Source organism: Bacillus sp. FSL K6-0042, from assembly GCF_038006685.1.
GTDB lineage: Bacteria > Bacillota > Bacilli > Bacillales > Bacillaceae_G > Bacillus_A > Bacillus_A pseudomycoides.
Map to the genome: position 1 here is coordinate 886,572 of NZ_JBBOVS010000001.1, position 23,454 is coordinate 910,025.

Sequence of the window (23,454 nt, forward strand, 5' to 3'; positions counted from 1 at the left end):
TTACACCCTCTTCTTTGTTAATTTAAGTAATACTTTACTCAAGCTTTCTTCCGTAAGTGCCTCTGCATCAGCAAAGTCAGATACCATAAAAGCAGACTCTGTCGTTGGTGGATTTATCAGTAGACGAAGTTGATTCAACATGACATCTGCTATCGCTTTAACCGTCAATCTAGAAAACTGTTCTCTACTATACATCCAAACAAAATGTAACTTTCCATCTTTCACCATACCAACAACATCAATCGAGTGAGATGGTTTCGATTCTGGAGCATGATCTAAGCGTGTAAATCCTGTATCCTGCATAAACAAAGATTCTTTGGAAAACACTTGATCAAATTGTCCCAAATAGTTAAAGCTTATTGATGGTTTTTGCTGTTGATAGAACGGAAGCAATTCTCTGCTCAAGTAGCGTAAAATGCCATAATCAATGCCCTGATTCGGAATTCGACGCAATTGCTCTTTCACAGCCTTTAATCCCTCAATAGGTGTTGTTGATCCCTGAAGATCAAGGTGAACGGGATAAATACTCGTGAACCAACCCACTGTCCGCGATAGATCAACGCCTTCAATCACCTCTTCTCTCCCATGTCCTTCCAAGTGAACAGAAACCTTATGATGATTTGTACAGTCAGCTATAGCTTGTACTAATGCCGTCAATAGTACCTCGTTAATCCTTGTCTTATGAGTCATCGGAACTTCTTGTAACAACGCGTGGGTCTCTTCTGCTCCCAACGTCATCGTCACTTGATCAATCGATGCTTCTGTCGTTTCCTGTATAGGGTAGTCCATCGGAATCGTCATCACTTGTTTTTCTACCTGTTCGTGCCAATAATCTTTTACTTCTTTTGAAAGGTCTGACTCACTGTATGCCTGTAGTCGTTCCGACCATTCTTTAAAGGATGTACTTTTCGCAGGTAACTGAACATTCTGACCTTGTTTCATCTGGTTGTATACCGCCTGTAAATCTTCCAATAGAATTCGCCATGATACCCCATCTACTACTAAATGATGAATCGTCCAGAATAATCGATCGTTCCCATTCGAACCGTCATCAAAGTACACGACTCTCATCAACGGCCCTGTAAGTAAATTGAAACTGGCTTGAGTAATATCCATCTCTTCTTGTATCACTTGATTCCACGCTTGTTGATCAGCATCGTTCCGCTTTACCACACGAAGTACAGACTGTTCATCGATTCCCTCATTCCTCTGCTTCCAGGTTGCATTTGGCAACTGTTCATACCGGAAACGTAAGGCATCATGATGTTTGAGTAAGTTTAATAGGGCTTCCTCTAGTAACTCCACATCCAATCTCTCTCTTACTCTTAAAAGCATCGATTGATTCCAATGTTGTGGACGCGGATGTTCTTGCTCGAAGAACCAATACTGAATTGGAGTAGGCGGTACCTCTCCCGTCACAACCCCTTGCTCCGCTTGTACTCCCTGATCTTCTTTGACCACTTGCGCCAACTCGGCAATCGTTGGGAATTCAAACATTTGCCTGGGTGTAAGTTTTAAACCCAATTGACTCGCTTGTGATATGATCTGAATGCTGAGAATCGAGTCTCCACCAATTTCAAAGAAGTTATCATGGATTCCCACCTTTTTAATCCCTAATACTCGCTTCCAAATGGTAGCCAGCTTTTCTTCTTTACCATTTCGTGGGGCAACACATTCACTTTCGATTTTCTTCTCCTCTGGTACAGGTAAGGCCTCACGATCAACTTTACCGTTAGCAGTTAGTGGAATGGCGTCCATCATTACAAATCCTGAAGGAACCATATAGCTTGGTAGTTCCGCCTTGAGATAATCTCTCCACGCACCTACATTCCCATCACCCACGACATATGCCACCAATCGTTTATCACCCGGCTGATCTTCTCGAACAATTACAACAGCCTCTTTTATGGATGCATGCGCGTTTAAAGCAGATTCAATTTCCCCGAGCTCAATTCGGAAACCACGGATTTTCACCTGATGATCAATCCGCCCAAGATAATCCAGATTTCCATTCGGCAAGTATCTCGCTAAGTCTCCTGTCCGATATAATCGCGCTCCCGGATCACTACTAAATGGATGAGGAATGAAACGTTCTGCAGTCAATTCAGGTCTGTTTAAATACCCACGTGCGAGTCCCGCTCCACCAATATATAGTTCACCAGATACGCCAATGGGCACAGGCTGTTGACAAGCGTCTAGCACATACACTTCTAAATCTGGAATCCGCTTTCCTATATTACTTCTTGAAGAATGCTGCACATCATCTTGAGTAATTGGATAATACGTAACATGAACGGTAGTTTCTGTAATTCCATACATATTGATTAACTGCGGGTTCTGCTCTCCATACCTTTGAAACCACGGTAGCAAGCTGGCAGGATCGAGTGCTTCCCCACCAAATATGACATAGCGCAGATGCAAGTTTTTATTCTCATCTTCTTGTTCACACACCTGTATTAATTGTCGAAATGCGGAAGGTGTCTGATTAAGAACCGTAACCTCTTCCTCTACTAACAGTTGATAGAAATCCTTGGGCGATCGACTGATCCAGTAAGGAACAACAACCAATTTCCCACCATAGAGCATTGCTCCCCAAATTTCCCAAACTGAGAAATCAAATGCATAAGAATGGAAAAGCGTCCAAGTATCTTTTTCACCAAACTGATACCAGCATTCCGTTGATTTAAATAAACGAATCACATTGTGATGCTCTACCATCACTCCCTTCGGATTCCCTGTTGATCCTGAAGTATAGATTACATAAGCGAGATGTTGAGGACTTACATCAGAAATCGGTAAAGCAGTACTTTCTTTCTCAATCTCAACTTGATCTCGATCAAGGCAAATCGATTTGATATTCTCTGGTAACCATTTCGATCCTTTTAAACTCTCTTGCGTTACGACTAACTGAATGCTAGCATCCTCTAAAATATACTGAAGTCGCTGTTCTGGATATGTTGGATCAAGTGGAACATAAGCTCCACCAGCCTTCAAAATCCCCAAAATACCTACAATCATTTCAAGAGAACGTTCAACACAAAGTCCAACCAATGAATCAGGTCCTACTCCTTTTTTCTGTAGATAGTGAGCTAACTGATTCGCACGTTCATTAAGCTCCCTATAGGTAAGCCTCTCCTTTTCATAAATAACTGCAATGGCATTGGGATGAATCGTCGCTTGCTGCTCAAACAACTCATGGATGGTTGCTTGAGGTGGAAAGTCAAGCTTAGGATCGTTGAACTCTACTAAACTTTTTCTTTTATCTTCTTCTGAAATGATTTCGATCTCAGCAACCTTCTGCTTCGGATTTTTAAATATGTTTTCCATTAATGCTAGCATGGTGTTAAAAAAGCGAATTATCTCTTCTTTGGAAAATAGCTCTTCACGATAATCAACATGTACTTGTAAAGAGTCTATATCAGTCAAATTTTCGATATGTACTGCAAAATCTTGTACCTCTTCACGATTTGGAATCCAAAGAGAGTCACCACTTTCAGCACGATCTCTATAATCAATTGTAGTTCCAAAAAGTCGAACATTACTGTTATTCTCTTTATTAATCTGCTTTAATAACAAATCAAATGGATATTTCTGATGTCGTAATGATTTACTTTGTTTTCTGGACACTCGACCAATAAATGAGAGTACTTCTTCTTCAGGATCGATATCCATTCTTAGAGGAACTGTACTCACCATCATTCCAATTAATTCCCGCTCCATTTTAGTCATACGATTGCCATAAGCCATTCCTAGGGCAATATCAAGCGATGAGGTCCATCGATACATCGACAACGAAAGCGCAGCAACAAAAAGAGTATATATACTATATTTGTATCCTTCAGAAAATTCTTCTATGCTTTTCTTGAAATATTCAGATAATACAAACATCTCGCGTGATGCTCTCGTACTAACTTGGTAAGCATTACAGGGTTTCAATCCCGTCACGGATGGAAGTGTTTTGAATTCCTCTAACCAAAAGTTTTGATCCTTTTGAAAACGACTGCTGTTCAAGTATGTCTGTTCATTGACTAGAAACTGAACATATGAGTTCCTAGGTATGCTCACATCTGTCTCACTATGAAACTCATGATAATATTTAGCAATCTGACTAGTAAAAATTTGGATTGATAAACCATCCATGATAATGTGATGGACATTGCCAAAGACGGCACACTCATTATCGCTTAATTTTATTAAAGCGAAATAGTATAAATCAGAATCAAATAACGTAAACGTCTCTTGCGCCTTCTGCTCAATCCATTTTTCCAGCAAATCTGAATCTCTCTCGGAACTGAAATCAAAGAAGTCAAATTCTCGTTCTTGATGTTTAACAAAATATTGCTCAGGTTCCTGATGTCCATGTTCTTTCAGCCTGATACACAAACCATCGTTTTCACTAATAACACGATTCATGGCTCGATTTAATAATGAATAATCCATTTTTCGATGGATCTTGAACAAGAATTTTAGATTACATATACCTTTACCTGAATAAATAACTTCTGTATACCATATTCTTCTCTGTGGATGACTTAAAAGATAACGCTCCTCATTGGACATAAAGAAATCTCCCTTCAAAGATTAGTTACTTTTATGTGTTCGTTTTCATGTTTAACCCAAAAATATTTTTGTAATGAAACCCCAATTACTCCAATGATGATGAGCCCAATACCTACATAAAGATAGAGTTGAATTACTCCGAAAAGATGAACCAGTGGTCCGCTCATAGCTGGAGAAATGATGAGGACTGCATTTGCTAAACTGCTTTGAATTCCAAACACTCTTCCGACCTGTTCTTGATGAGATTCTATTTGCAGAATGACTTGATTGGATACAAGCATAAGTCCACTTCCAATACCAGCGATAAAACTAATCAGATAGCCAAAAATAAGGGATGCACCGGGACTTGTCAGACTTATCAGACTAATTCCACCAAAGCCAATTCCCATTAATGCAATGCCTCCACATACTACCCAACCGTATTGAAAATGTTTTATTTTTTGTGTTAAGAATGCACCAAGTATTCCCCCAATACCAATAATAGAAATGATATATCCCATTTTACTCTTATCATTTGGGAACAAACTCTTAAATAAAGTAGGGAACTGCGAGTCTACTAATTGTAATACTGCCATACCTATTGTAAAGAAAATCATGGTTGATAATATCATCCGATTGGATAATACATAACTCCAACCTTGTAACCAAGCAGTCCAAGTACTTTGCTGTTGCTTTTCTATATGTTCTCTTGACAGAGATTCCTTAAACCTTATTGTGGGCAATAAAACCAAAACAGCTAGTAAACAACATATTGCCCTTATTACAAGACAAAACTCTGGCTGAAACCAGCTCAATAACACTCCTCCTATAAGCGGACCCACTATCTTGGTTCCTTGCTCAACTATACCGTTGATACTTACCGCTTTGGTAAGCAAATCAGGGGATACAATTTGTCGTGTTAGTGTTTGCTGTGCAGGATAATAGAAAACGGTAAAAATGGATCGAATCATTAATGCTAACAATAGCCAATGAATATTTTGGACAAATAAAAGAACAATTGTTAATAGACCAACCATAAGATTACTAAACATCATAATTGGAATTTTTCTAAAGCGATCAGCAATCACACCTGCCCATGAACTAAATAAAATTCCAGGAAGTGCATACGCAACGGGAATCAATCCAATCATGGTGGGGTCTACATTCCATTCAAAACCAACAATGGTCATAATGGCTAACATGTCAATAAATACTCCGAGCATAATCAGTGAATACGCAGAGAAAACTTGTAAATAAATTGTATTTCCCCATAGACTTTTTGAGTCGGTAGTTTTCATAAAAACGATCTCCTTAAGTTTACTAAAACGGATGTTTTTGCGTACATGGGACCCCTTTATTGGACATAATTAATCACTCTAAATATTTTTATTTAAACTTTAATACAATTCAAACTTCAACTAATCATAAAGTTCATTATCTTTTTTCGCTCTACTAAATCAAATACATTTATCTCTTCATCTCTTGTTTTTTCAAGTTCTTTCATTTTCTGTTCTTGCTCTGAAATAATCTCCCTTACAAATAAACTAAAGCGAATTAGAAAATCTCTATTCATGTTGTCATTTCCTGCAACATTAAACAACGGGAATAGTTCATTAATCAATTCATGTTCATATAATTCTCTTTAATTTTCCTCTTCTACAAGATTCACCTTCACTCGATGAAAATAATGATTTAATAGTTCTGTAACTTTATTTTTCACAGTAGTTTGAACATCCAATCCACATCCCCTTTTCAGAATTTTCTATACTTTATACCACACATACTATCACACAAAATTCCCTCCTACTATCATCATAAAGTTGAAATAATCAAATTAGAAAATTCAGATAAAAACACATCGATAGACCCATTTTATTTACTATCATTATTAAAATAGCCTACTTATCAATAAGGATACTAGGTTATTTTTATATAATGATTGATAGATTTTTATTAAATAAAAAATTCAAATAAGTTTACACTATGCCCAACTTCTGTCATTTGAATCGATTTAAGTTCCCTCCTATTCACATTGTATTTTTTGTTACTTGTTTACTTCTTTAGAATACCTAAATAATGTAAATATCGGATTAATCCAATGTTAAGCATTCGTAAATATAAACAATATAATATTATGCCATCGAGATGTTATTTTGAATATTCCGTAAAAAACACCTAATATGTGGCAAAATCAACCAACCAATCATCATACATACCCTCACCTTAAGAGATTTTAATACCCTTAAATACAAAAAGGCGTCATCCTTTCTAATAACCTTGTTTAGAAAGAATAACGTTTTTGTACAATTGAGGGTAGTTGATATTCTTAAGTTGATGGGCATATGACGGTACCCCAAATGATTTCAAATTTCCATTATTTGCGCAATCCGTCACTCCGCAATCTGGCCAAATACATAAAGATAGAGTAACAAAACAAAAGCCAAAGTTAGACACATTACTTTTTTAAGCTATTGTTTTAGAATAAAGTTTGTTCAAATTAATGCAAATAACCTTGAAAAACGAACAAAAAGAAAGAGCCTGTTTTAAAAAAAGATTGATCAAAACACGCTCTTAAAATATTCCAATAAATAATAATTTCTATCCTCTGGTAGATGCAAAATAATTATTTTTCTATTACCTTTTTGAAATTCTATAGTATGACCATTTTCACCAAGATATTCCCATCCCTTAGCTTTGTTTATAGGAATAATACTATATATCCTCTTTAATATAAATGGCTGACATCGGTACAGGAAAATCGTCAATCTTAGAATCTTTATTAGATGTAAAAAGAAATATTAAGCCACCTAACACCGATAGACATACTAAGATAATTATATTTTTTCTTTTAACCCCTTTCATAATAATCACTCCCTTACTTCAACTGTCGAGAATGCCGTGCCGTATTCCTTATTATTTAACATAACCATAATTAAGTTTGGTTAGCTTTTCATTGATGTCAAAAATTCTTACCCTAATATCTTTAACACCAAACGATTGAAGTCTGTTTCTATGCATTTCAGCATATTTTTCAGCATCTTGTTTTTCTTCAAATACATAGATACCTCCAGCTTCTTTTGTGTCTTGATTCTCTGTCCATATTTTCCAATGGAACCCTTCTTCTTCGTTAATACTATTTGCTAAATCCCAAAATGCTTTTGCCATCTCTTCACCAAAAGGACCTTCAAACGGAAAATCAACTTGTAATAGATATGCCATTTTCAATCACTCCCATTTTCAATATTTCTCAATGTAAAGTTCACCAAGAATTTCTTTAATTTGTTAGCTACCAGATAAAAGTTCCCTTTGTACAAAGGATTTTAATCCATTTTTCGGTGATGGATACATTTCTTCAATTTCTTTTGAGAACCGTCACGCTCCTTTTTCGAGAAACGTTGCTAGTGTAGAGGCTGGGTGCTCTTGGATATTTTTCACATTTAGTAAAACTTGTTTTAATCCTATAATATAATTTTCTAACGATACAGCATTTTTAAGACCTAAAGTTATTTTTTGATACACGGATTTTTCAGGTGCCTAGCAAAATAAAATTTCGAAAGTCTTCTCGGCCTTCAAAATCAATAGTAGTATCATATTATTCTCAACATAATCGCAACAAATTCGCAACATTTTTCATGGACAACAGCACACTTTCTCAACGCATTTAATATCATAATATTAAATATCAAAGCGAGGTGCTCAAAATGACTTGGTTTATCATCTTAGGGTTCATTCTATTATTAAATATAAGTGGTATAAAATCTTATGGTATTCATGTTATTTTTAAAGTAAATTCAGATACAAAAGCTAAGCCAGGTTGGTCTTTTTCAAATAAGATAGATTTTCAAACGTTAAAAGGTTTATTAAAAAAGAAAAATTTAAATAATCTCAAAAACATTACACTGGGTGAACTCTTTATTCCTGTAGATTTACTTAATAGATTATTAGGTAAAACACTAATTTTCCTCATTTTATTTTTTTACTCACAGTATTTTGGTTAAATACATTATCAGTTAGTTTCATATATCATTAGATACATGAAACTAACGAAACAAAAAACCGCCTATATAGGCGGTTCTCTTTTACGCTTCCAATTTTGCTACCATTTCATCTAATACATTTTCCTTCAGGTACAAAAACGCTGATTCCTCTTCACTCGTCATTCCTCGATGATTATGTATACCGTCCAGTAAATAACCACTCCGCATCCCCTACGATGTTTCTATAACGCATCTTGTCTTCCTCGTAAACTAACATCATCAGCATCTCTTCGGTACTAGCTATCGTCAGTTGTCTTTCGAACTGATCTACATAAAACACCGAAATGGTATCACTCACTCGATAGATTTCGAATTCGTATGTATGCTTACCTTGTTTGACCTCCACGTTATACCACATTAACTCCTGTCCGCCTGACATTGATATTTCGTATAAGTTCGAATGTGTTTGCACCATTATTAAGCCCTCCCTCCTTTTACGTTTGTTTTTCGCCTTACATGTAAAATTTCAACAGATGGATATTAACCGAGTGTAAAGTGGGTGTGAAGTCTCGATTAAACAAAAAACACCTCCCTTTACGAGGTACTCTATCGCACATAGCATGTACGGTAGGTAAATATACAAGCGCTATGTAATAAATAAAACCGACTCCGATTACTGAACTGCACCCCAATTGTTAGACACAATTAACTATTGGGGTGCAGTTCAGTACAAATCCGGTTTCTTTTTCGTTATAATAGACCCAGCATTTTAAATTATAAACACAAGACCTCTACAGTCGGAATATCCGCTTGGGCCCACTTTAGCTCTAATAAATTATTAACATTAACCCATTTGAGTTCTGCATGTTCAAGTGCTTTAGGCACACCGGACTCTATGTATGCTTTATATGTAGTTAGATGAACAATAATATTCTCATACTCATGCTCAACTTCTTCTATTTTTTCACCTACAGTAATAAAACAACCTAGCTCTTCTTTAATCTCACGTAATAGTGCTTCTTCCGGCGCTTCTCCTTCATCAATTTTCCCACCAGGAAATTCCCAATAGTTAGGTAATGACATTGTAGAAGAACGTAATGCACATAGTATTTCATTTTGTTCATTGAATATTACTGCTCCAACAACCGATACTTTTTTCTTCATCGCTAATCACTTCCTTGATATCGTTTCATTCTTTTGCGTTATCTCATCTTCCCGTTTTATTCTGCTCTAGCTTTTTCTTTAATTTCGCAACATCTTCATTTTTATTTAACACATGTAACTTGCGATGACAATTTGCACATACTCCAACAGTGTTATAAATCGAGTCTTCCCCACCATCCGATAGCCATTTTACATGATGAGCTTCTAAATATGGATTCCCTTATTTATCTTTGAAAGGAGCATGCCGTTCGCACAATTCACATATACCCTGTGCACGCCTCTTAGCCAACTCAGCTACATATTCATTACGCTGATATGTTTTCGTTTTTGTAAATCGTTTGTTACTAATAGATATTACCTTTGTAGCACGGTCCTTTAGTTCTTCATAATTTAATCCTCTTGCTTTTTTCATTTCTTGCTCTTGTCGAATCTGAACAATATTCTGAGGAAGTACTACATTTCTAGCCAATAACTGGATTGGAAAAACCCATACTTTTCTATTGATTCCTTGCGTATCCTCCTGAATCTCTTGAAAAGGTTGCTCTATAAGCTTTACTTGCCCCATAAAGATATGTTTATCTGTTTCAAACGCTTCAAATAAATAAACGCCTACTCCATTTTCATTAGAATCATGTAGAGTCTTGTTTTGATTTCCTTCTAGAACTTAATCCCCTTCTTTCCCCATTCCCCTGTAATATAGTATATCTTCATTCCAACGATCATCGTAAATACCTTTTGTATGATCAGAAAATAATACTAATGTATTTGCCCTTTTAGATTTCCTCATTCCCCCCATATTCCCACATTTGAATCTCTTAGAAATTTCGTTATTATTCTAGATTTAACCGATTACAGATGTTCCGAACGAGAAAGTTCACTACGGTGCGACAGCGCTCCCACTTTTAGGGGGGCGTGTCAATAAACATAACTTTTGGTTATTTGTTGCTTTAAAAATAAAACTGTTAGACAAATGTTGAGAAATATAGAAACTTAATTTCTATTACACTTTATTCCTGCTATCATTATTTATAAGAATATTCGAAAAAGGAGGGGTTTTCATGAATGTCAAAGTTAAGGGGAATGAACAAATTAAAGAACTATTAAATAATTGGTATCAAGAAATACGTTCACGTAATATAAATAATTCTCATCGTTTAAAAGAAGAAATTGATACTCTTATTCCCAATAAAAAGGCAGACTCAAGCTTATTACTCTACTATTACCTGCTAGATTTCGGATATAACTATTTAGTAGATAATTTGAGTATTTCAAAAAATAGTTTTGATAAAATTGAATCCTTTGATATGCCAACTGATAATTCCCTAGCTTACTACTATCATTTTTATAAAGCTATTCATTCTAACGCAATCGGTAATTATAATCTTGCTAAAGAGCACTATGATAAAGCTGAAGTATTACTTAATCACATCTCTGATGAACTTGAACAAGCTGAATTTTACTATAATTTAGCAACATATCATTATCATATTTACCAAGCACTCTTAGCCATAAAGTATGGGACGAAAGCTAGAGATATATTTTCTGAACACACTGGTTATGAACTCAAAACAGCTTATTGCGATAATTTATTAGGTTTAGCTTGTACACATTTAAGAGAATTTGAACTTGCTGAAGAATATTTTATTACGGCAATGGGGACATTCCAAAAGCAAGAAAATGAAAAAGCAATCTTATTAGTTCGTCATAATTTGGGTTTAATGTATGCCAGTCAAAATATTTCTAGTTCAGCAATTCGATATTTATCAGAAGTTGTTGAGAAGAAGCCTCATCATTACAAAGCAATTTTTGTTAAAGCAAAAGAACATGTCAAACTAAAAGAAGAAGAAATTGCATCCCAACTCATCGAAAAAGGGTTAACCATCTGCAATGACTTAGGTAACAAAGAGTATCAATATCGCTTTACAATCCTAAGAGAAATGAACAAAAAATCTCCTGCTGAAAAACTAGAAAAAGGAGTACTAGCAGGAATGGACTACTTTAAAACAGAAAGATTATGGGAGTACGTTCAAGAATATACCGAGGCATTAGCAGTTCAGTTTCATAACGAAGGAAATTTTGAACAAGGAAGCAAATATTTCTATTTAAGTTATGAAGCTAAAAAAGAAATTTTTAAAAAGGAGGCGTTAAAGTGAAAAAAGTATTATTAGGAATGCTGTTGATTACATTTCTAACAGTAAGCACACATACTTCAGTTGGAACTCAAACAGTTACTACTCTTATACAAAGTTTAGCCGACGGTGATACAGGTTGAATTATTAACAAAAAAGAACGCAATCCCAAAAGTGGGAAAGCGTTCTTTTTTATAATCTGGTGCCACCCATTTTTACTCTGATGACATTTTTACTTCTTGTGAGATTGTAAATCATTTTTCAATACATCCCAAAGTGGATTCTCTTGACGTATTGGCCTACCTTCTTCGTCCCATTTTATCTTTCCTGTTCCGAGTTCATAATTCATTCCTGTCCAAGTATCTTCACGAAATGCGTAGAACGATTGATGCCAACCTTTTTGATTGAATATAGAAATAAGGTCTTTCATATATTGAGTGGCTCCTGGAACAGTACGATTAATTCCAAATTCCTCAGCAATAATTCGATTAGATGGTACATGATTTTTCTTAGACCACTGGTGAATAGGATGTAAAAATTTTTCTAACCCCTTTTTATTCCACATAACAGGCTTCTCTAAATCTCCTACTTTTACAATTCCAGGATATTGATACTCTTTATTTTGATTTTCTCGTTGACTTGTTAATTCATATGGCTCATACATATGAAATGCATAAAGTGTTTTATTATCCTTGACGGGTTTCAGATATTTAAAAGCCCAAGGAGTGGCGTATAGACCTGAATCTAATATAATTGGTGTTTCTTTGTCTACTTCACGAATGGAGGTAACGACCTTTTGATAGAATTTATTTAAATCTGCTGTAGTGCCTTCCATTTTTGCATACCATTTCTTATAATCTTCTGTCCAAAAATCATTATATCTATTACTTTTAGCCGTTTCTGGGTGTGGCTCATTGATAATATTGTAACCAACTACAGCTGGATGATCTTTTAATTCTATAGCAAGATCCTTCCAAAATTGGCTTGCTTGTTCTTGATACTTTTCTTCTTCCCAGATTCGATCATCATTTTGATTATGATTAAATTGACGCCAGCGATCACCAGGTAAGGAAAGCATGGTAAGCACAACTTTCATTCCTTGTGCTTGTGCAGCATCTAAATCTGCTTTTAATTTTGCTACATCTTCTTTCACTAGTCCTTGATAGTTATCTGCATTCCCTATGAGAAAATCTTTCCCAGAAGTATCTGGTTTATCTTCAAATAAGAAATCTTTATCTTTCGCCCATTTATCTGGTGCTAAACGAACATATTCAATATTAGCTTCCTTTGCACTTTTGTAGTTTTCAGGTAAGGACATACTATTCATGAAATTCGTACCTCTTCTTTTAGAATTCCAAAAGTCCATTTTAGAATCTACACTTTTGTAAGTTTCCGCTTTCACATGTATTTCTTGCGCTCCAAAGCTCATCATGCCTATTAATGCAACTATGGGTAAGACTTTTTTCATAACTTTTCCTTCTTTCTAATGTTTTTCGTTATACGAATAACATACTTTGTCTTTGTTACAGGAATATGGCATTTTATACTATTAGCAATCTACTCTATTGATTTTATGGGAATATATCTTTCATAGGACTTTAAAGTATTTTATATTACAAACGGTGATTCTTCTGGAAATTAAGATAAAAAACATTCACCTCTCTAATCAATGTGAGCTATTTCCAAACGTTGAAAATTTGTTATACACTAGGAAAATAGCAAGCAAACTATTCAATAGCAGGTGAAAAAATATGTATGATGTTACAATCATCGGTGCTGGAGTAAGCGCTGTTTTTATGGCTTATGCATTAGCCCAAAGCAACAAAAATATCTTAATTCTTGATAAAGGCAAGCCATTAGAATATCGAAATTGTCCTTTAGAACAAGGGGAATTATGTAACTGTAATGCATGTGACAAATATTTTGGTTTTGGTGGTCTAGGAAAATCTGAAGGGAAATTTAATTACACAAACGGGTTTGGAGGGGAACTGGAGAAAAAAATAGGTAAAGAAGTTTTTATGAAACTAATGGATGAAGTAGATAATATCCTATGTCGTTTTGGTGGAAATTCAGTTCTAAAATACTCCACATACAATCCAAACATTACCAAAAGAGCCGAGGCATGTGGTTTACAAATGCTAACAACACAAGTAAGGCATCTAGGCACTACACTTTCGACCGACATTTTTCAGCAACTCTACAAATTTTTACGTGACAAGATAGATATCCAATTTCGTATAAACGTACAACATATTGTTAAACAGAAACAATATTTTAAAATTACTACAAATCAAGGGGTATTTCATTCTAGGCAATTAGTATTTGCAACTGGACGCTCCGGGGCGGATTGGTTAAAAGAAATGTGCTCTTCCCTTGAAATTGCACAGGAGCAGACCCGTGTAGACCTAGGTATTCGAGTAGAGATGAAAGAACATCAATTACGCTCAATATTAAAAGACACATTTGAAACAAAACTCTCTTATCAAGATGACAATTTCACAGCAACTACCTATTGTATGAACCCCAAAGGGCGTATTGTTCGTAAGTATGAAGAAGGTTTAGTTATGCCTGATGGACAAAATTTTCGAGAACAAAGAACCGGAACTTCTAACTTAAATTTCACGTTATTCATCCCACGTTATTTCCCTACTCTGACAGAAGCAAATTTATACGCGAGTACAATTATAAAAGGAATTAACCAAGGACGAGATCGAATTGTTGTACAGCGTTTGGAGGATTTATTGAAGGGACAACCTACCTTGGAAAAGATGATGAAATATAATCATATACAACCTACACTACAGGGGGATTATGGAGATCTTAATAAAGAAATCCCTCCATTATACATTGAAGGACTCAAAGAATTTTTGCTACGTTTAGAACAATTTATCGGAGAACCTATCGATAAGGATACTTTACTATATGGAATTGATGGGAAATTTTATGCTTCTACGATTAAAATCAATGAAAGGTTTGAAACAACTATTACTGGATTGTATTTAATTGGAGATTGTTCAGGTATTACTCATTCATTATCTCAAGCAGCAGCAAGTGGCCTATATGTAGGAAAGTGTTTATCTAATAGCTCTGCACTATAATTATAAAGAATAGTTAATTCTTCATATACAACAAATAACATCATTACTTGACACTCCCACCCCTAAAGGGAATAGTAGGAAAACCTGATGGTCTTATATCATATTCCCGTTTATGATTGTATTCTGTTAATATGTATCCTACTTTTCCTATTAAAAAACCTAATTTCTCAATTGATTGTAGAGAAATTAGGCTTTTTTCATCACTCCATTAAAGTGCCTTATAGTTTAAGGACTTGATTTACTGATTATATCTTTAATCATTCACTTTGAACTACATAGGTATAATTTTTGTTGCAACTGTTTGTTGAAATGCCTTATCATGCTCAACAATAACCATTGTGGGATTAAATTGTTGAATAAGCTCTTCAATCTGCATACGCGAATAAATATCAATAAAATTTAATGGTTCATCCCATATATATATATGAGCTTTTTCACATAAACTTTTAGCGATAAGCAGCTTTTTCTTTTGTCCACCAGAATAATAAGATATATCTTTCTCAAATTGAATTCGGTCAAAATCCATCTTACGTAGGATGGATTTAAATAACGTCTCATCAATCTCGTGCTCTTCAATAAAGTCCGATAACGATCCCTTCAAATGAGAAGTATCTTGTCGGACATAGCGCAATTAACTGTCCATATAAATGGCACTGGAATCGCTCGAGTTTTATCTTTTTTACCGCATGAATACCAAAAATAGATTTCCATGTTTTAAATAAAATTTTAACTTGCCAACGAAGAGAATAGAATTGATAAATTTTATTCGCCATCATGTCAGTTTCATTTATATTTGTAATAAACAAGTTGATACCACTCGCATATTTAGGCATTCATCGTTTTTCTTTTTTATGCCGTTCTAATCGTTTTGTATGTTCAGATTCTGTTAATTTATAGATGATTAGACGCGTTGGTTGTTTTTGTTGAAAATTATACATAGTCTTAACTTGATGGCTATGTCCTATTGGACGCTTTTTATTTCATAACCATTTAACTTTCCAATACCAAATAAATCAATTTCTGTATCAATTAATTTCGGGATAAATTTCACTATTTTTGTCCTACCTTGAAGAACTTCACCTTCAGTAGTAATAAATTCAAATACTGGTTGCTCATTTTTCTTCATTATTTCAATAAAAATTGTATCTTTATCAGTAGTTCCACGTATAATGACTTCCCAGTCTAAATAGTCATTAATCCTTACATAAGCTATTCGAAAATCTATTTCTTCTTTTCTCTCTCCTAAATAAGTGATTTTTCCAACTTCAAACTGTGCCATTTTACTACCTCCCTTTTATTACATCTTCGACAGGAAAGAAGAAAAACCTACACCATAAAACATCTTTTATTCTTTTAAATTACCAAAAATTGAGCTATAGAAAATAATCCTCCCTAAAGTCCTTGTCCGACCTTAAAAGAGAATGAAATATTTCCTTCCATTCATATGAATCTTCATACTAATTTCTCGATAGCTAAAGTTTCAAACTCAATCCTCTATCATTTGTGTAATTCCAATTGCTGAAACTGCTGTACCAATTGCTTGTATCCAAATACCAATTAGTCCAACGAATCTCTCATCTTCTTTTTCTCTATCATTTTTCTCAATCATTTGGTTTTCCTTGGATATGTTGTGTATGCCTTGAAATGCTTGCAATCCAGCTCCTAGCGTTTGTAGTGAATTACCCACTACAATCAACCATGGAATTTCAGGCTCCTCATTCAGTGCCACCTCTACCCCTACAAATGCACCAATAGACTGTAGACTATTTCCTGTGATAATGAGATAATCATTCTCTTCCATTTCTTTTTGTATATTAAAAAACGTTCCTATTACATTTGAAACATTCCCTAAAGCTAATAATTCAATCCCTGTTTTCTCCAAAGATTTATTTCTTTGTTTCATTTGTTCCTCTTTACTCAGTGCAGTTTCTTCTACTTTCATCCCTTGTTTTTCAAAGGAATCTTTTAACGCTATCAATTGCAGTATATATCCAAGAGCTTGTAATGATCCACCTACAATTACAAGTGGTTCTTCAACATTTTCTTCTCCTATAAACCCTCTTGTAGTTCCAATGGCAGCTATCGTATTTCCACCTACTTGAAACCATGCTCCCGTAACCGTTAAATTTCTTGGATTCATATTATTCATCCACCTATATTAGAATCATCTTATTTATCATGGATTCACGGACATCAATACCCACTTGTAAAATAATAATATTTATGTCTTCCCTACATTTTCCCATTATATTTTCACACATTTCATTTTGTGCATGAAATGACTTCTCCAAGCTTTTTCACCTATGTATATATTCCAAATTAAAAAGAGCACTCGACAGTGCTCTTTCGTGATAAGGAGTTTTCAATGAGTATGAAAAAAGCGATTTACGCTTGTCCCATACTTCAATATATGCTTGCCTAGTTCAAAAGGTGTGCAATTTATAAATATTTTTTCAATTTACTAAATTCTTCATCCAATTGCCATGTGTGATGTTTCATCAAAATCATGATAAATGATTTTTTCTAGACTTTGACCAATAGGAACAAACCATTTTCTCTGCTGTATTAAATTGGTAATCCCACTCCCATATGCAGTTGCATCTTTACTCTCACCATTCATTTGCATAGTAAATACTTTAGAATCCATAATTCCCCTCCTCTATTTTTGTTCGTTGTGTTCGTTTGTTTTGTTAGCCCTTAAATTGAATTACAACTACATTCTTTCTATTAAATAACTACTATCAATAAAGAATTCAGAAAATCCATAAACAAAAAAGAGTGCTTTGAAGAAAAGCACTCTTTCAAGAAATTTTACCACTCTCGACGCTCATCGCAATCGCAATCACAATCATGTTTACGTCTACGACGACAATCATCGCAATCACAGTCGCGTCTACAACGACGATCATCACAATCTCTATGTCTGCATCTACAGAACATTAAGTTATCCCAAAATCTATCACAATCTCGAAAGCGATTAAAATGACAATTACATCTCATAGATATGATTACCTCCTCTTTATAATAGGATTCATCATATTCTATGATTAAAAATAAAAAACAGCTTGTTTATTAGTCTATATTCTGTATTTTAGAGTAATAATATTCATATCTAATATGGCTAATAACAAAGATTTTGGTGTGACTTCCCTAATAAACATTTCCTTTTGAATAAAACTCAATATTCCGTCAATACTGTAGATACAATAATCTTTCTCCAGTCTCCCATTGGAGCCGAGCAGTTAGTTTTTGCTAGCTGCTCTTTTATTTTTATTAACTTGTCACTATTTGATAGGGTAAGCATATATTATGGATATAAGACATGCTTACTCATATGCCCTCACATTGAAAGATGGCATTTTTATTACATACAAAATAGCGTTTTTGTTGATTTTTTTCACCTTTAACTGAGACAAGCATATATTATTTTATGTAGACCCTTTCTCATAAAAAATCTACCTTTCTGAGAGCACATTCATATGTGTTCTCTCTTTTTATTTGCTATAAAATAAAGCTTTTATTTTGTTTGATTTTCATCTCTCTTCCCATCCAGCATAATATTTTAAATCTATCTTATACTATTGTTACAACGGCATTTATTACTAAAAGATTTTTCAATACATTTTATTCATAATCAGTGCAATACTAAAAAACACTTTAGTAATTTTCAACAATTATGTCGCTTGTATACCTACATGTAATCAGGAGGGATGTAAAATGGAGAAAGCGAATGAAAATATATCTACATCAAGCCATCAACATCAAGCAAAAGAGGACGAAATTGCTACAGAGGCAGGTGTACTCCTAAAATTAAAAACACTTCAACCAGCAAGTGAAGAATCTGTATTAGCTCCAACCAATCAACTTCCATCTAGTGTTATGAAACCTCTTGAAGATAAATAAAGCTTTTTATAAAAAAAGTTCAGTCGCAAATATCGGCTGTCCTTTTTATTTTTCTTAAAAATCCTTAAAACCACTTTCTTCCTTATGAAGGGCTCGGCCGAGATAATTGTAAAATAACGCCTGTATATGAAACCCGTACACATTTTTGACACATCCACTATCACAATTCCCTAAAAATTCGTGATAATATTAATTTGTTGAATATGCCAAATTTCGACATTGCACGACAACAATATCTCCCTTATCGAATCCCTGTCCCCCAGGGATTTTTCCTTTTATTCATTACTTTTTGTTTCACTAAATTTTCACCCTGAACAAAATTCAAATTTGGTATTACTTAGTTCCTGTTGATCCGAATCCGTTTTTACCTCTTTGGCTTTCCGATAGCTCGTCCACTTCCACAAAATGTGCTGTTTCCACTGGCGCTATAACGCCTTGAGCAATGCGCGTCCCTCTTTCAATAACATGAGCCTGCATATTCGCTCCCAATACTCGTTCGTTGTTATCAACAATGACATCAACTTCTCCCCTAAAACCACTATCAACCGTACCTAATATCACTCGTAGCTTCGTGTCACGCGTCATACCGCTACGTGGTCGTACTTGTAATTCGTATCCTGGTGGAATCTCAAAAGCTAATCCTGTTGGCACAACCTTCATTTCTCCTCGCCAGATAAAAGAGTAAGGTAAGAGTTATTCTTTTCCATTTTAAGAGAGAGTCTGCTATTCGTGGCAGATCCTCTTTTGTTAAGCTGAAACTTAATTAAAAAGCGTTTTGTTAAATTATTTATGAATAAGTGTCCATCGAACAGCAATGTCTCCTGTTATTATTTGCTATAAACCATATACAGTTTCATGCGGAATCCCTGAAAAAAGCATTCCATCCTGTGTAATATACATCGGGTAATAATATTGCGATGAATAGTAAGGTTGTATACTTTGGTGCATTTGTTGTGCTTGTAACGCTTGTTGCTGTGCTTGCATAGCCTGGTGAACAGCTTGAATTGTACTTTGTGCAGGACCCTGCCCTCCTAAAGGACGCATTCGCATTTCATTGTAAAAATAATTGGGAAACATTCGTTTCCCCCCCTCCTCGTAAATACTCTCACCTTCCATCTTTCATACTATGCATATTGATTTAAAGTTGATAATTTGTGAAACTTCTCAGCCTTTGTACAGATTTGATCCCAGTTTCTCTCTTCAGCCATATTCTCCGTTCTCCCTTCGATTAAGCTGTCGCCTAGCTTTTTAAGGTTTCTCCCAATTTGACAGTTTTCTATACCTCATTAAAGATATGCTCCATTTCCCTTGTCTGATGAATATCTATTTATTTCTTCATTTGGACGTAACAGATTACATTTTTCACATAAATTCATATTTCTTAGCCCACACTATCCTTAAGCCGTCCGAACTAGCGGCTTCACTCTTCTTGTAATGAGAACGCAATTTATTGCAATTCGCTAACTCATTCAACCCACCGGCAGGCAACCAAAAGCGTTGTCTGCCCTTTTTTTGTATAAACTTTTTTAATTCACACAAACTACCCATAAGTGAGTTGCTGTATTACTGTTTTTTGAGAAAACATAATTTTCAACGTAAGCAGATAGCATAAAGAGCTATCTGCTTTTCGTATAATCTTTTTCATTTCACATATACTATCAACGAATCTATTTACCAATACGAGTCATTTTGGTGTTTTGAATTTCTCCTAAATTACCCTTCTTGGGATAAGCATTTTTTGCTTATCCCATTTTGTTGTATATATATTTAAATTTACGTTAACACTATTTACGAGCGTGTTTTCTGATTATTCGTGGTTTTTATCCAGGGTAATCTTTCTCCTAATGAGGACGGCAGGTACGACTGCTTGTCCTTATTTTTTTACTCCTACCAAATTCATTCACTTCTTCATAAAAAACAACTTCTGAATCCATGCATTTTGAGCACTTATACTCGCTTAATAAAGCTTGGCATGTTCCGCTCTCTGCTCGCATTTTCTTCCTCATAATTTCTGCTCGTTGCATTACCACTGCCATAGCGTTTCCGACGTGTTGCCGCTTTTACACCACCTCTTCGGTTTTTATAATTTTCATCGAGCTTGATTACATCTGCAATTGTTTTGACATTCTTCTTTTGCCAATCGAATAGAATGCCACTGATCTATTTCCAACGCTTTGCATTTTGGTCAATCGCTCTGTCTACAGCTTCCATAATGTTTAGGTGGTTCTGCCCTTGTAACAGGGTCTAATGTTGGAACTGTATTTTTAGAAGGAGTAACTGTTGGGGCAGCATCACCAAGAGTTCTTCCCGCTAATGCAGCTCTTACAGCAGCTGGAGTGGGTGTTGTTACACATGGTGGATTTGTATAGTATAATACAATTCAAAATAGTATTGATACTCTTCAAAAATTCCAGTCTTCTTCGTCTTCTGGTGGTAGTAGTTCTAACCCATTGACATGGAATGAATTTCGAACTGCCAACAAAGGTAAATATAGTAAGGATGAAATGAGTAAGACTTGGGATAAGTATAAAAAAGAAAATGGTATTGAAAGTGACTCAGGCGATAAAACTTACACCAGACCTTCAGGATATAGAAAGGGCGTAAGAGATGATGTCTGGGATAATGCTAAAGGTGAAGATTTAACGGATGATTATTTTGGAGACTGGAATTATTAAGAAGTATTGGCGAAAGATAGGAGAGTATAATGGGGATATCAAATGAAAGTAAAATAATTGCTAAATCAGCTTTAAAAGTGTTTGGAGGTAATCCTGTTGTTTCTAAATATTGGGATGATAATAGTATAAGTAATATAGATATTTTATCAACAGGAGATAAACCTTGTGAGGGGGTTACATCGTATTCTACTATTGGCTTGTATATGCATTCAATAGGACGATCTATAGATGGAAAGTCTTTACGAGTAGAAATTGTTGGTGCGAGCGCAACAACTTATAATAATTATGCAAATGTACTAGCAACATGTGCTTTTTGTGTAATCAATTCAAAAATGCCAATCTATCCAGGTCAAATATTTTTGGATGTGTTGAAGTTTTATTATCCTAACAGTGAAATGAAACATATGTTTTTTGTGCCACCATTTCTGTGGGAAGATCAGTTGCAAACAATTGATTTCCCAGACAAAAAAGTCGCATGGTTGCTTGCCGTCCCAATATCAGAAAAAGAATATTTATTTGCTCAACAAAATGGTTCAAATAAGCTTGAAGATTTATTTGAGCAAAATGAGATAGACATTTTCGATATTGAACGAGAGTCTGTACTGTAATGTCATGCTGAATACTTTAAGTATAAGAGAACATTGTTTTTACAAATTATAATTCTCATTAAATAGCAAGTTTTAAATAAATCAGACAAGTAGAAAGGCACCTTTGGCTACCTTTTGGTCAGCAAAGAGGCTGCCTAAATATAATGTTAACTTTTGGAGTTATGTAGATGAATGGATTGTTATTGGTTTTGAATAAAAAGCACTTAATAATTTATACAAAATGTATTTAATATGGAAAGCAGAAAATCTAAAGTATGATAAAAACTCCAACTCATAAAAGTCGGATTTTCACTTCACATATACATAGGCTTCATTTGCAGTAACATAATATATTTTACCTTTGCTATTATGTTGCATATTTACTGGCTATTACCTGCGGCATGCGTAAAGGAGAAATTCTTGGATTACAATGGAAAGACATTGATTTTGAAAGAAGAACCCTTTCTCGTATTACTAAAGAATTTCATGAACCAAAAACCTCTACAGGGAAACATCTAATCGTACTTCCTGAAATCACATTACACGCCCTGGAAGAACATCATGAACAAATAAATGTAGAAAAAGAACGGCATGGAAGTGAATATAACGACCATGATTTAGTCTGCCCTACCATTAACGGAAATCCTTGCAATTTCAGAAGTTTGACACAGCTCTGGAAAAAGCTTATAAAGAAAAGTGAGGTTCCTGATATTCGGTTCCAAGATCTAAGGCATATTCATGCAACTCTAATGTTGAAACAAGGTATTCATCCGAAGATTGTAAGTGAACGTTTAGAACATAAAAGAGTAGGCATCACATTAAACACCTACTCACATGTCGTACCAGGACTTCAAGAAACTGCGGTGGACCAATTTGCAAACGAATTGTTCGGAAATAAAACCGTTCGTTAGAAGTTTCGATTTTTCAATGAAATTACCACCTGAAAAAATACAAAATAAAACAATTGTAAAGGGAGCGAAAAACATGAAAGAAATCAAGTCTGAAAAGGAATTGAAAGACATTATCGCAAGCGAGGAGCCAGTAGTAGTTAAGTTCTTCACTACATGGTTCCCAGATTGTGTACGGGTGAAGTAGTCAGTTTTATGCATGAGTATACATCGTTAACAAACGTTATAATATAAGGGTTTAGAGGACATATCAGCGACCATTTACCTCTTACCATTACTAAGAAGTATTCGTTTAGTTTGCATTTTTGTTTGCAATCCTGTTTGCAAACTTGTTAGCACTTTTTTATATTTCTTCTACTAAAAACCTCCATTGTATTTCTTCTATTACTCATCACTCTCACTGCCATTATGACGCAAATCATCAATTAAATTATGGGATTTTAAAAATTTCATAATATAATATCCTTATTTGGA

20 protein-coding genes and 10 pseudogenes are annotated in these 23,454 nt (G+C 34.7%); 11 read left to right on the forward strand and 19 right to left on the reverse strand.

All coding sequences use genetic code 11. The annotated features are described in order from the left end of the window. From MHH45_RS04620 to MHH45_RS04640, 5 genes and pseudogenes are all read right to left on the reverse strand, one after another. Entirely contained in the window at positions 1–4,560 is a 4,560-nt protein-coding gene (locus MHH45_RS04620; RefSeq protein WP_088094486.1) for a non-ribosomal peptide synthetase, read from the reverse strand. 14 nt (positions 4,561–4,574) lie between these two features. Further along, positions 4,575–5,837: an MFS transporter gene (locus MHH45_RS04625; RefSeq protein WP_088094487.1), complete on the reverse strand. Its 1,263-nt coding sequence runs from the start codon at positions 5,835–5,837 to the stop codon at positions 4,575–4,577. 116 nt (positions 5,838–5,953) lie between these two features. Next, on the reverse strand, positions 5,954–6,112 hold the full coding sequence (locus MHH45_RS04630; protein WP_016114793.1) for a hypothetical protein: 159 nt from the start codon (positions 6,110–6,112) through the stop codon (positions 5,954–5,956). 985 nt (positions 6,113–7,097) lie between these two features. Further along, positions 7,098–7,401: pseudogene (locus MHH45_RS04635) on the reverse strand (hypothetical protein). 51 nt (positions 7,402–7,452) lie between these two features. Then, positions 7,453–7,758: a monooxygenase gene (locus tag MHH45_RS04640; protein WP_016114791.1), complete on the reverse strand. Its 306-nt coding sequence runs from the start codon at positions 7,756–7,758 to the stop codon at positions 7,453–7,455. 482 nt (positions 7,759–8,240) lie between these two features. Between MHH45_RS04640 and MHH45_RS04645 the strand changes: the two genes are divergently transcribed. Continuing rightward, complete coding sequence (locus MHH45_RS04645) at positions 8,241–8,537, forward strand: hypothetical protein (protein WP_016114790.1); 297 nt, start codon at positions 8,241–8,243, stop codon at positions 8,535–8,537. A gap of 172 nt (positions 8,538–8,709) precedes the next feature. On the opposite strand, the gene MHH45_RS04650 is transcribed toward MHH45_RS04645, so the two are convergent. The 5 genes and pseudogenes from MHH45_RS04650 to MHH45_RS04670 form a co-directional block, all read right to left on the reverse strand. Continuing rightward, positions 8,710–8,991: a hypothetical protein gene (locus MHH45_RS04650; RefSeq protein WP_016114789.1), complete on the reverse strand. Its 282-nt coding sequence runs from the start codon at positions 8,989–8,991 to the stop codon at positions 8,710–8,712. A 299-nt stretch (positions 8,992–9,290) separates the two neighbouring features. Then, positions 9,291–9,680 carry a (deoxy)nucleoside triphosphate pyrophosphohydrolase gene (locus MHH45_RS04655; protein ID WP_016114788.1) on the reverse strand — a complete coding sequence of 130 codons (390 nt, stop codon included), beginning with the start codon at positions 9,678–9,680 and terminating at the stop codon, positions 9,291–9,293. 43 nt (positions 9,681–9,723) lie between these two features. Beyond that, a pseudogene (locus tag MHH45_RS04660) lies at positions 9,724–9,846 on the reverse strand (HNH endonuclease); the annotation flags it as partial. A gap of 54 nt (positions 9,847–9,900) precedes the next feature. Then, positions 9,901–10,245, reverse strand: a complete 345-nt coding sequence (locus MHH45_RS04665) for a hypothetical protein (protein WP_016131402.1) — start codon at positions 10,243–10,245, stop codon at positions 9,901–9,903. Positions 10,246–10,344: 99 nt separating this feature from the next. Continuing rightward, positions 10,345–10,467: a hypothetical protein gene (locus tag MHH45_RS04670; protein ID WP_016114787.1), complete on the reverse strand. Its 123-nt coding sequence runs from the start codon at positions 10,465–10,467 to the stop codon at positions 10,345–10,347. Positions 10,468–10,738: 271 nt separating this feature from the next. Here MHH45_RS04670 and MHH45_RS04675 point away from each other — a divergent pair, with 271 nt between their 5' ends. Beyond that, on the forward strand, positions 10,739–11,833 hold the full coding sequence (locus MHH45_RS04675; RefSeq protein WP_016114786.1) for a response regulator aspartate phosphatase: 1,095 nt from the start codon (positions 10,739–10,741) through the stop codon (positions 11,831–11,833). Beyond that, positions 11,830–11,952 carry a hypothetical protein gene (locus MHH45_RS04680; protein WP_016114785.1) on the forward strand — a complete coding sequence of 41 codons (123 nt, stop codon included), beginning with the start codon at positions 11,830–11,832 and terminating at the stop codon, positions 11,950–11,952. Before MHH45_RS04675 ends, MHH45_RS04680 begins: the two co-directional genes overlap by 4 nt. An 89-nt stretch (positions 11,953–12,041) precedes the next feature. On the opposite strand, the gene MHH45_RS04685 is transcribed toward MHH45_RS04680, so the two are convergent. Further along, positions 12,042–13,277 carry a glycoside hydrolase family 5 protein gene (locus tag MHH45_RS04685; protein ID WP_016114784.1) on the reverse strand — a complete coding sequence of 412 codons (1,236 nt, stop codon included), beginning with the start codon at positions 13,275–13,277 and terminating at the stop codon, positions 12,042–12,044. A gap of 283 nt (positions 13,278–13,560) precedes the next feature. On the opposite strand from MHH45_RS04685, the gene MHH45_RS04690 reads away from it, so the two are divergent. Then, positions 13,561–14,907 carry an NAD(FAD)-utilizing dehydrogenase gene (locus MHH45_RS04690; protein ID WP_016114783.1) on the forward strand — a complete coding sequence of 449 codons (1,347 nt, stop codon included), beginning with the start codon at positions 13,561–13,563 and terminating at the stop codon, positions 14,905–14,907. A gap of 271 nt (positions 14,908–15,178) precedes the next feature. Here the strand turns inward: MHH45_RS04690 and MHH45_RS04695 are convergent. The 6 genes and pseudogenes from MHH45_RS04695 to MHH45_RS04720 all read right to left on the reverse strand — a co-directional run. Beyond that, a pseudogene (locus MHH45_RS04695) lies at positions 15,179–15,532 on the reverse strand (ATP-binding cassette domain-containing protein); the annotation flags it as partial. Further along, positions 15,528–15,836 (reverse strand): annotated as a pseudogene (locus MHH45_RS04700) (transposase); the annotation flags it as partial. The pseudogenes MHH45_RS04695 and MHH45_RS04700, both read right to left, overlap by 5 nt. 32 nt (positions 15,837–15,868) lie before the next feature. Continuing rightward, the gene (locus MHH45_RS04705) at positions 15,869–16,186 is read right to left on the reverse strand and encodes a hypothetical protein (RefSeq protein WP_016114780.1); all 318 of its coding nucleotides are present in this window, start codon (positions 16,184–16,186) and stop codon (positions 15,869–15,871) included. Between the two features lie 207 nt (positions 16,187–16,393). Beyond that, positions 16,394–17,047 carry a DUF6944 family repetitive protein gene (locus tag MHH45_RS04710; RefSeq protein WP_016114779.1) on the reverse strand — a complete coding sequence of 218 codons (654 nt, stop codon included), beginning with the start codon at positions 17,045–17,047 and terminating at the stop codon, positions 16,394–16,396. Positions 17,048–17,380: 333 nt separating this feature from the next. Next, a pseudogene (locus MHH45_RS04715) lies at positions 17,381–17,461 on the reverse strand (cell division protein FtsK); the annotation flags it as partial. 257 nt (positions 17,462–17,718) lie between these two features. Continuing rightward, positions 17,719–17,907 carry a hypothetical protein gene (locus tag MHH45_RS04720; protein ID WP_088094488.1) on the reverse strand — a complete coding sequence of 63 codons (189 nt, stop codon included), beginning with the start codon at positions 17,905–17,907 and terminating at the stop codon, positions 17,719–17,721. 717 nt (positions 17,908–18,624) lie between these two features. On the opposite strand from MHH45_RS04720, the gene MHH45_RS04725 reads away from it, so the two are divergent. Beyond that, the gene (locus tag MHH45_RS04725) at positions 18,625–18,810 is read left to right on the forward strand and encodes a hypothetical protein (RefSeq protein ID WP_016114776.1); all 186 of its coding nucleotides are present in this window, start codon (positions 18,625–18,627) and stop codon (positions 18,808–18,810) included. A gap of 333 nt (positions 18,811–19,143) precedes the next feature. On the opposite strand, the pseudogene dut reads toward MHH45_RS04725, so the two are convergent. Both dut and MHH45_RS04735 read right to left on the reverse strand, forming a co-directional pair. Then, positions 19,144–19,491: pseudogene (gene dut / locus MHH45_RS04730) on the reverse strand (dUTP diphosphatase); the annotation flags it as partial. Positions 19,492–19,644: 153 nt separating this feature from the next. Beyond that, positions 19,645–19,887, reverse strand: coding sequence for a DUF3947 family protein (locus tag MHH45_RS04735; protein ID WP_016114774.1), 243 nt, complete (start codon positions 19,885–19,887; stop codon positions 19,645–19,647). A gap of 1,139 nt (positions 19,888–21,026) precedes the next feature. Here MHH45_RS04735 and MHH45_RS28015 point away from each other — a divergent pair. From MHH45_RS28015 to MHH45_RS04760, 6 genes and pseudogenes are all read left to right on the forward strand, one after another. Next, positions 21,027–21,245: pseudogene (locus MHH45_RS28015) on the forward strand (hypothetical protein); the annotation flags it as partial. Positions 21,246–21,374: 129 nt separating this feature from the next. Further along, a pseudogene (locus tag MHH45_RS28020) lies at positions 21,375–21,485 on the forward strand (hypothetical protein); the annotation flags it as partial. 29 nt (positions 21,486–21,514) lie between these two features. Beyond that, the gene (locus tag MHH45_RS04745) at positions 21,515–22,093 is read left to right on the forward strand and encodes a suppressor of fused domain protein (protein ID WP_088094489.1); all 579 of its coding nucleotides are present in this window, start codon (positions 21,515–21,517) and stop codon (positions 22,091–22,093) included. Positions 22,094–22,199: 106 nt separating this feature from the next. Then, positions 22,200–22,289: pseudogene (locus MHH45_RS04750) on the forward strand (SMI1/KNR4 family protein); the annotation flags it as partial. A gap of 184 nt (positions 22,290–22,473) precedes the next feature. Further along, positions 22,474–22,983 (forward strand): site-specific integrase, encoded by a 510-nt coding sequence (locus tag MHH45_RS04755; protein ID WP_016114772.1) that lies wholly within the window; start codon positions 22,474–22,476, stop codon positions 22,981–22,983. Between the two features lie 16 nt (positions 22,984–22,999). Beyond that, a pseudogene (locus MHH45_RS04760) lies at positions 23,000–23,161 on the forward strand (thioredoxin); the annotation flags it as partial. Positions 23,162–23,454 lie beyond the last annotated feature (293 nt).

Excerpts from the sequence above, each read along its gene's own strand:
- MHH45_RS04685 (WP_016114784.1), bottom strand. The coding sequence starts at position 13,277 with ATGAAAAAAGTCTTACCCATAGTTGCATTAATAGGCATGATGAGCTTT.
- MHH45_RS04650 (WP_016114789.1), bottom strand. The coding sequence starts at position 8,991 with ATGGTGCAAACACATTCGAACTTATACGAAATATCAATGTCAGGCGGA.
- MHH45_RS04640 (WP_016114791.1), bottom strand. The coding sequence starts at position 7,758 with ATGGCATATCTATTACAAGTTGATTTTCCGTTTGAAGGTCCTTTTGGT.
- MHH45_RS04710 (WP_016114779.1), bottom strand. The coding sequence starts at position 17,047 with ATGAATCCAAGAAATTTAACGGTTACGGGAGCATGGTTTCAAGTAGGT.
- MHH45_RS04720 (WP_088094488.1), bottom strand. The coding sequence starts at position 17,907 with ATGAGATGTAATTGTCATTTTAATCGCTTTCGAGATTGTGATAGATTT.
- MHH45_RS04670 (WP_016114787.1), bottom strand. The coding sequence starts at position 10,467 with ATGAGGAAATCTAAAAGGGCAAATACATTAGTATTATTTTCTGATCAT.
- MHH45_RS04705 (WP_016114780.1), bottom strand. The coding sequence starts at position 16,186 with ATGGCACAGTTTGAAGTTGGAAAAATCACTTATTTAGGAGAGAGAAAA.
- MHH45_RS04630 (WP_016114793.1), bottom strand. The coding sequence starts at position 6,112 with ATGAATAGAGATTTTCTAATTCGCTTTAGTTTATTTGTAAGGGAGATT.
- MHH45_RS04725 (WP_016114776.1), top strand. The coding sequence starts at position 18,625 with ATGGAGAAAGCGAATGAAAATATATCTACATCAAGCCATCAACATCAA.
- MHH45_RS04745 (WP_088094489.1), top strand. The coding sequence starts at position 21,515 with ATGGGGATATCAAATGAAAGTAAAATAATTGCTAAATCAGCTTTAAAA.
- MHH45_RS04755 (WP_016114772.1), top strand. The coding sequence starts at position 22,474 with ATGCGTAAAGGAGAAATTCTTGGATTACAATGGAAAGACATTGATTTT.
- MHH45_RS04645 (WP_016114790.1), top strand. The coding sequence starts at position 8,241 with ATGACTTGGTTTATCATCTTAGGGTTCATTCTATTATTAAATATAAGT.
- MHH45_RS04690 (WP_016114783.1), top strand. The coding sequence starts at position 13,561 with ATGTATGATGTTACAATCATCGGTGCTGGAGTAAGCGCTGTTTTTATG.
- MHH45_RS04735 (WP_016114774.1), bottom strand. The coding sequence starts at position 19,887 with ATGTTTCCCAATTATTTTTACAATGAAATGCGAATGCGTCCTTTAGGA.
- MHH45_RS04655 (WP_016114788.1), bottom strand. The coding sequence starts at position 9,680 with ATGAAGAAAAAAGTATCGGTTGTTGGAGCAGTAATATTCAATGAACAA.
- MHH45_RS04625 (WP_088094487.1), bottom strand. The coding sequence starts at position 5,837 with ATGAAAACTACCGACTCAAAAAGTCTATGGGGAAATACAATTTATTTA.
- MHH45_RS04675 (WP_016114786.1), top strand. The coding sequence starts at position 10,739 with ATGAATGTCAAAGTTAAGGGGAATGAACAAATTAAAGAACTATTAAAT.
- MHH45_RS04665 (WP_016131402.1), bottom strand. The coding sequence starts at position 10,245 with ATGGGGCAAGTAAAGCTTATAGAGCAACCTTTTCAAGAGATTCAGGAG.
- MHH45_RS04620 (WP_088094486.1), bottom strand. The coding sequence starts at position 4,560 with ATGTCCAATGAGGAGCGTTATCTTTTAAGTCATCCACAGAGAAGAATA.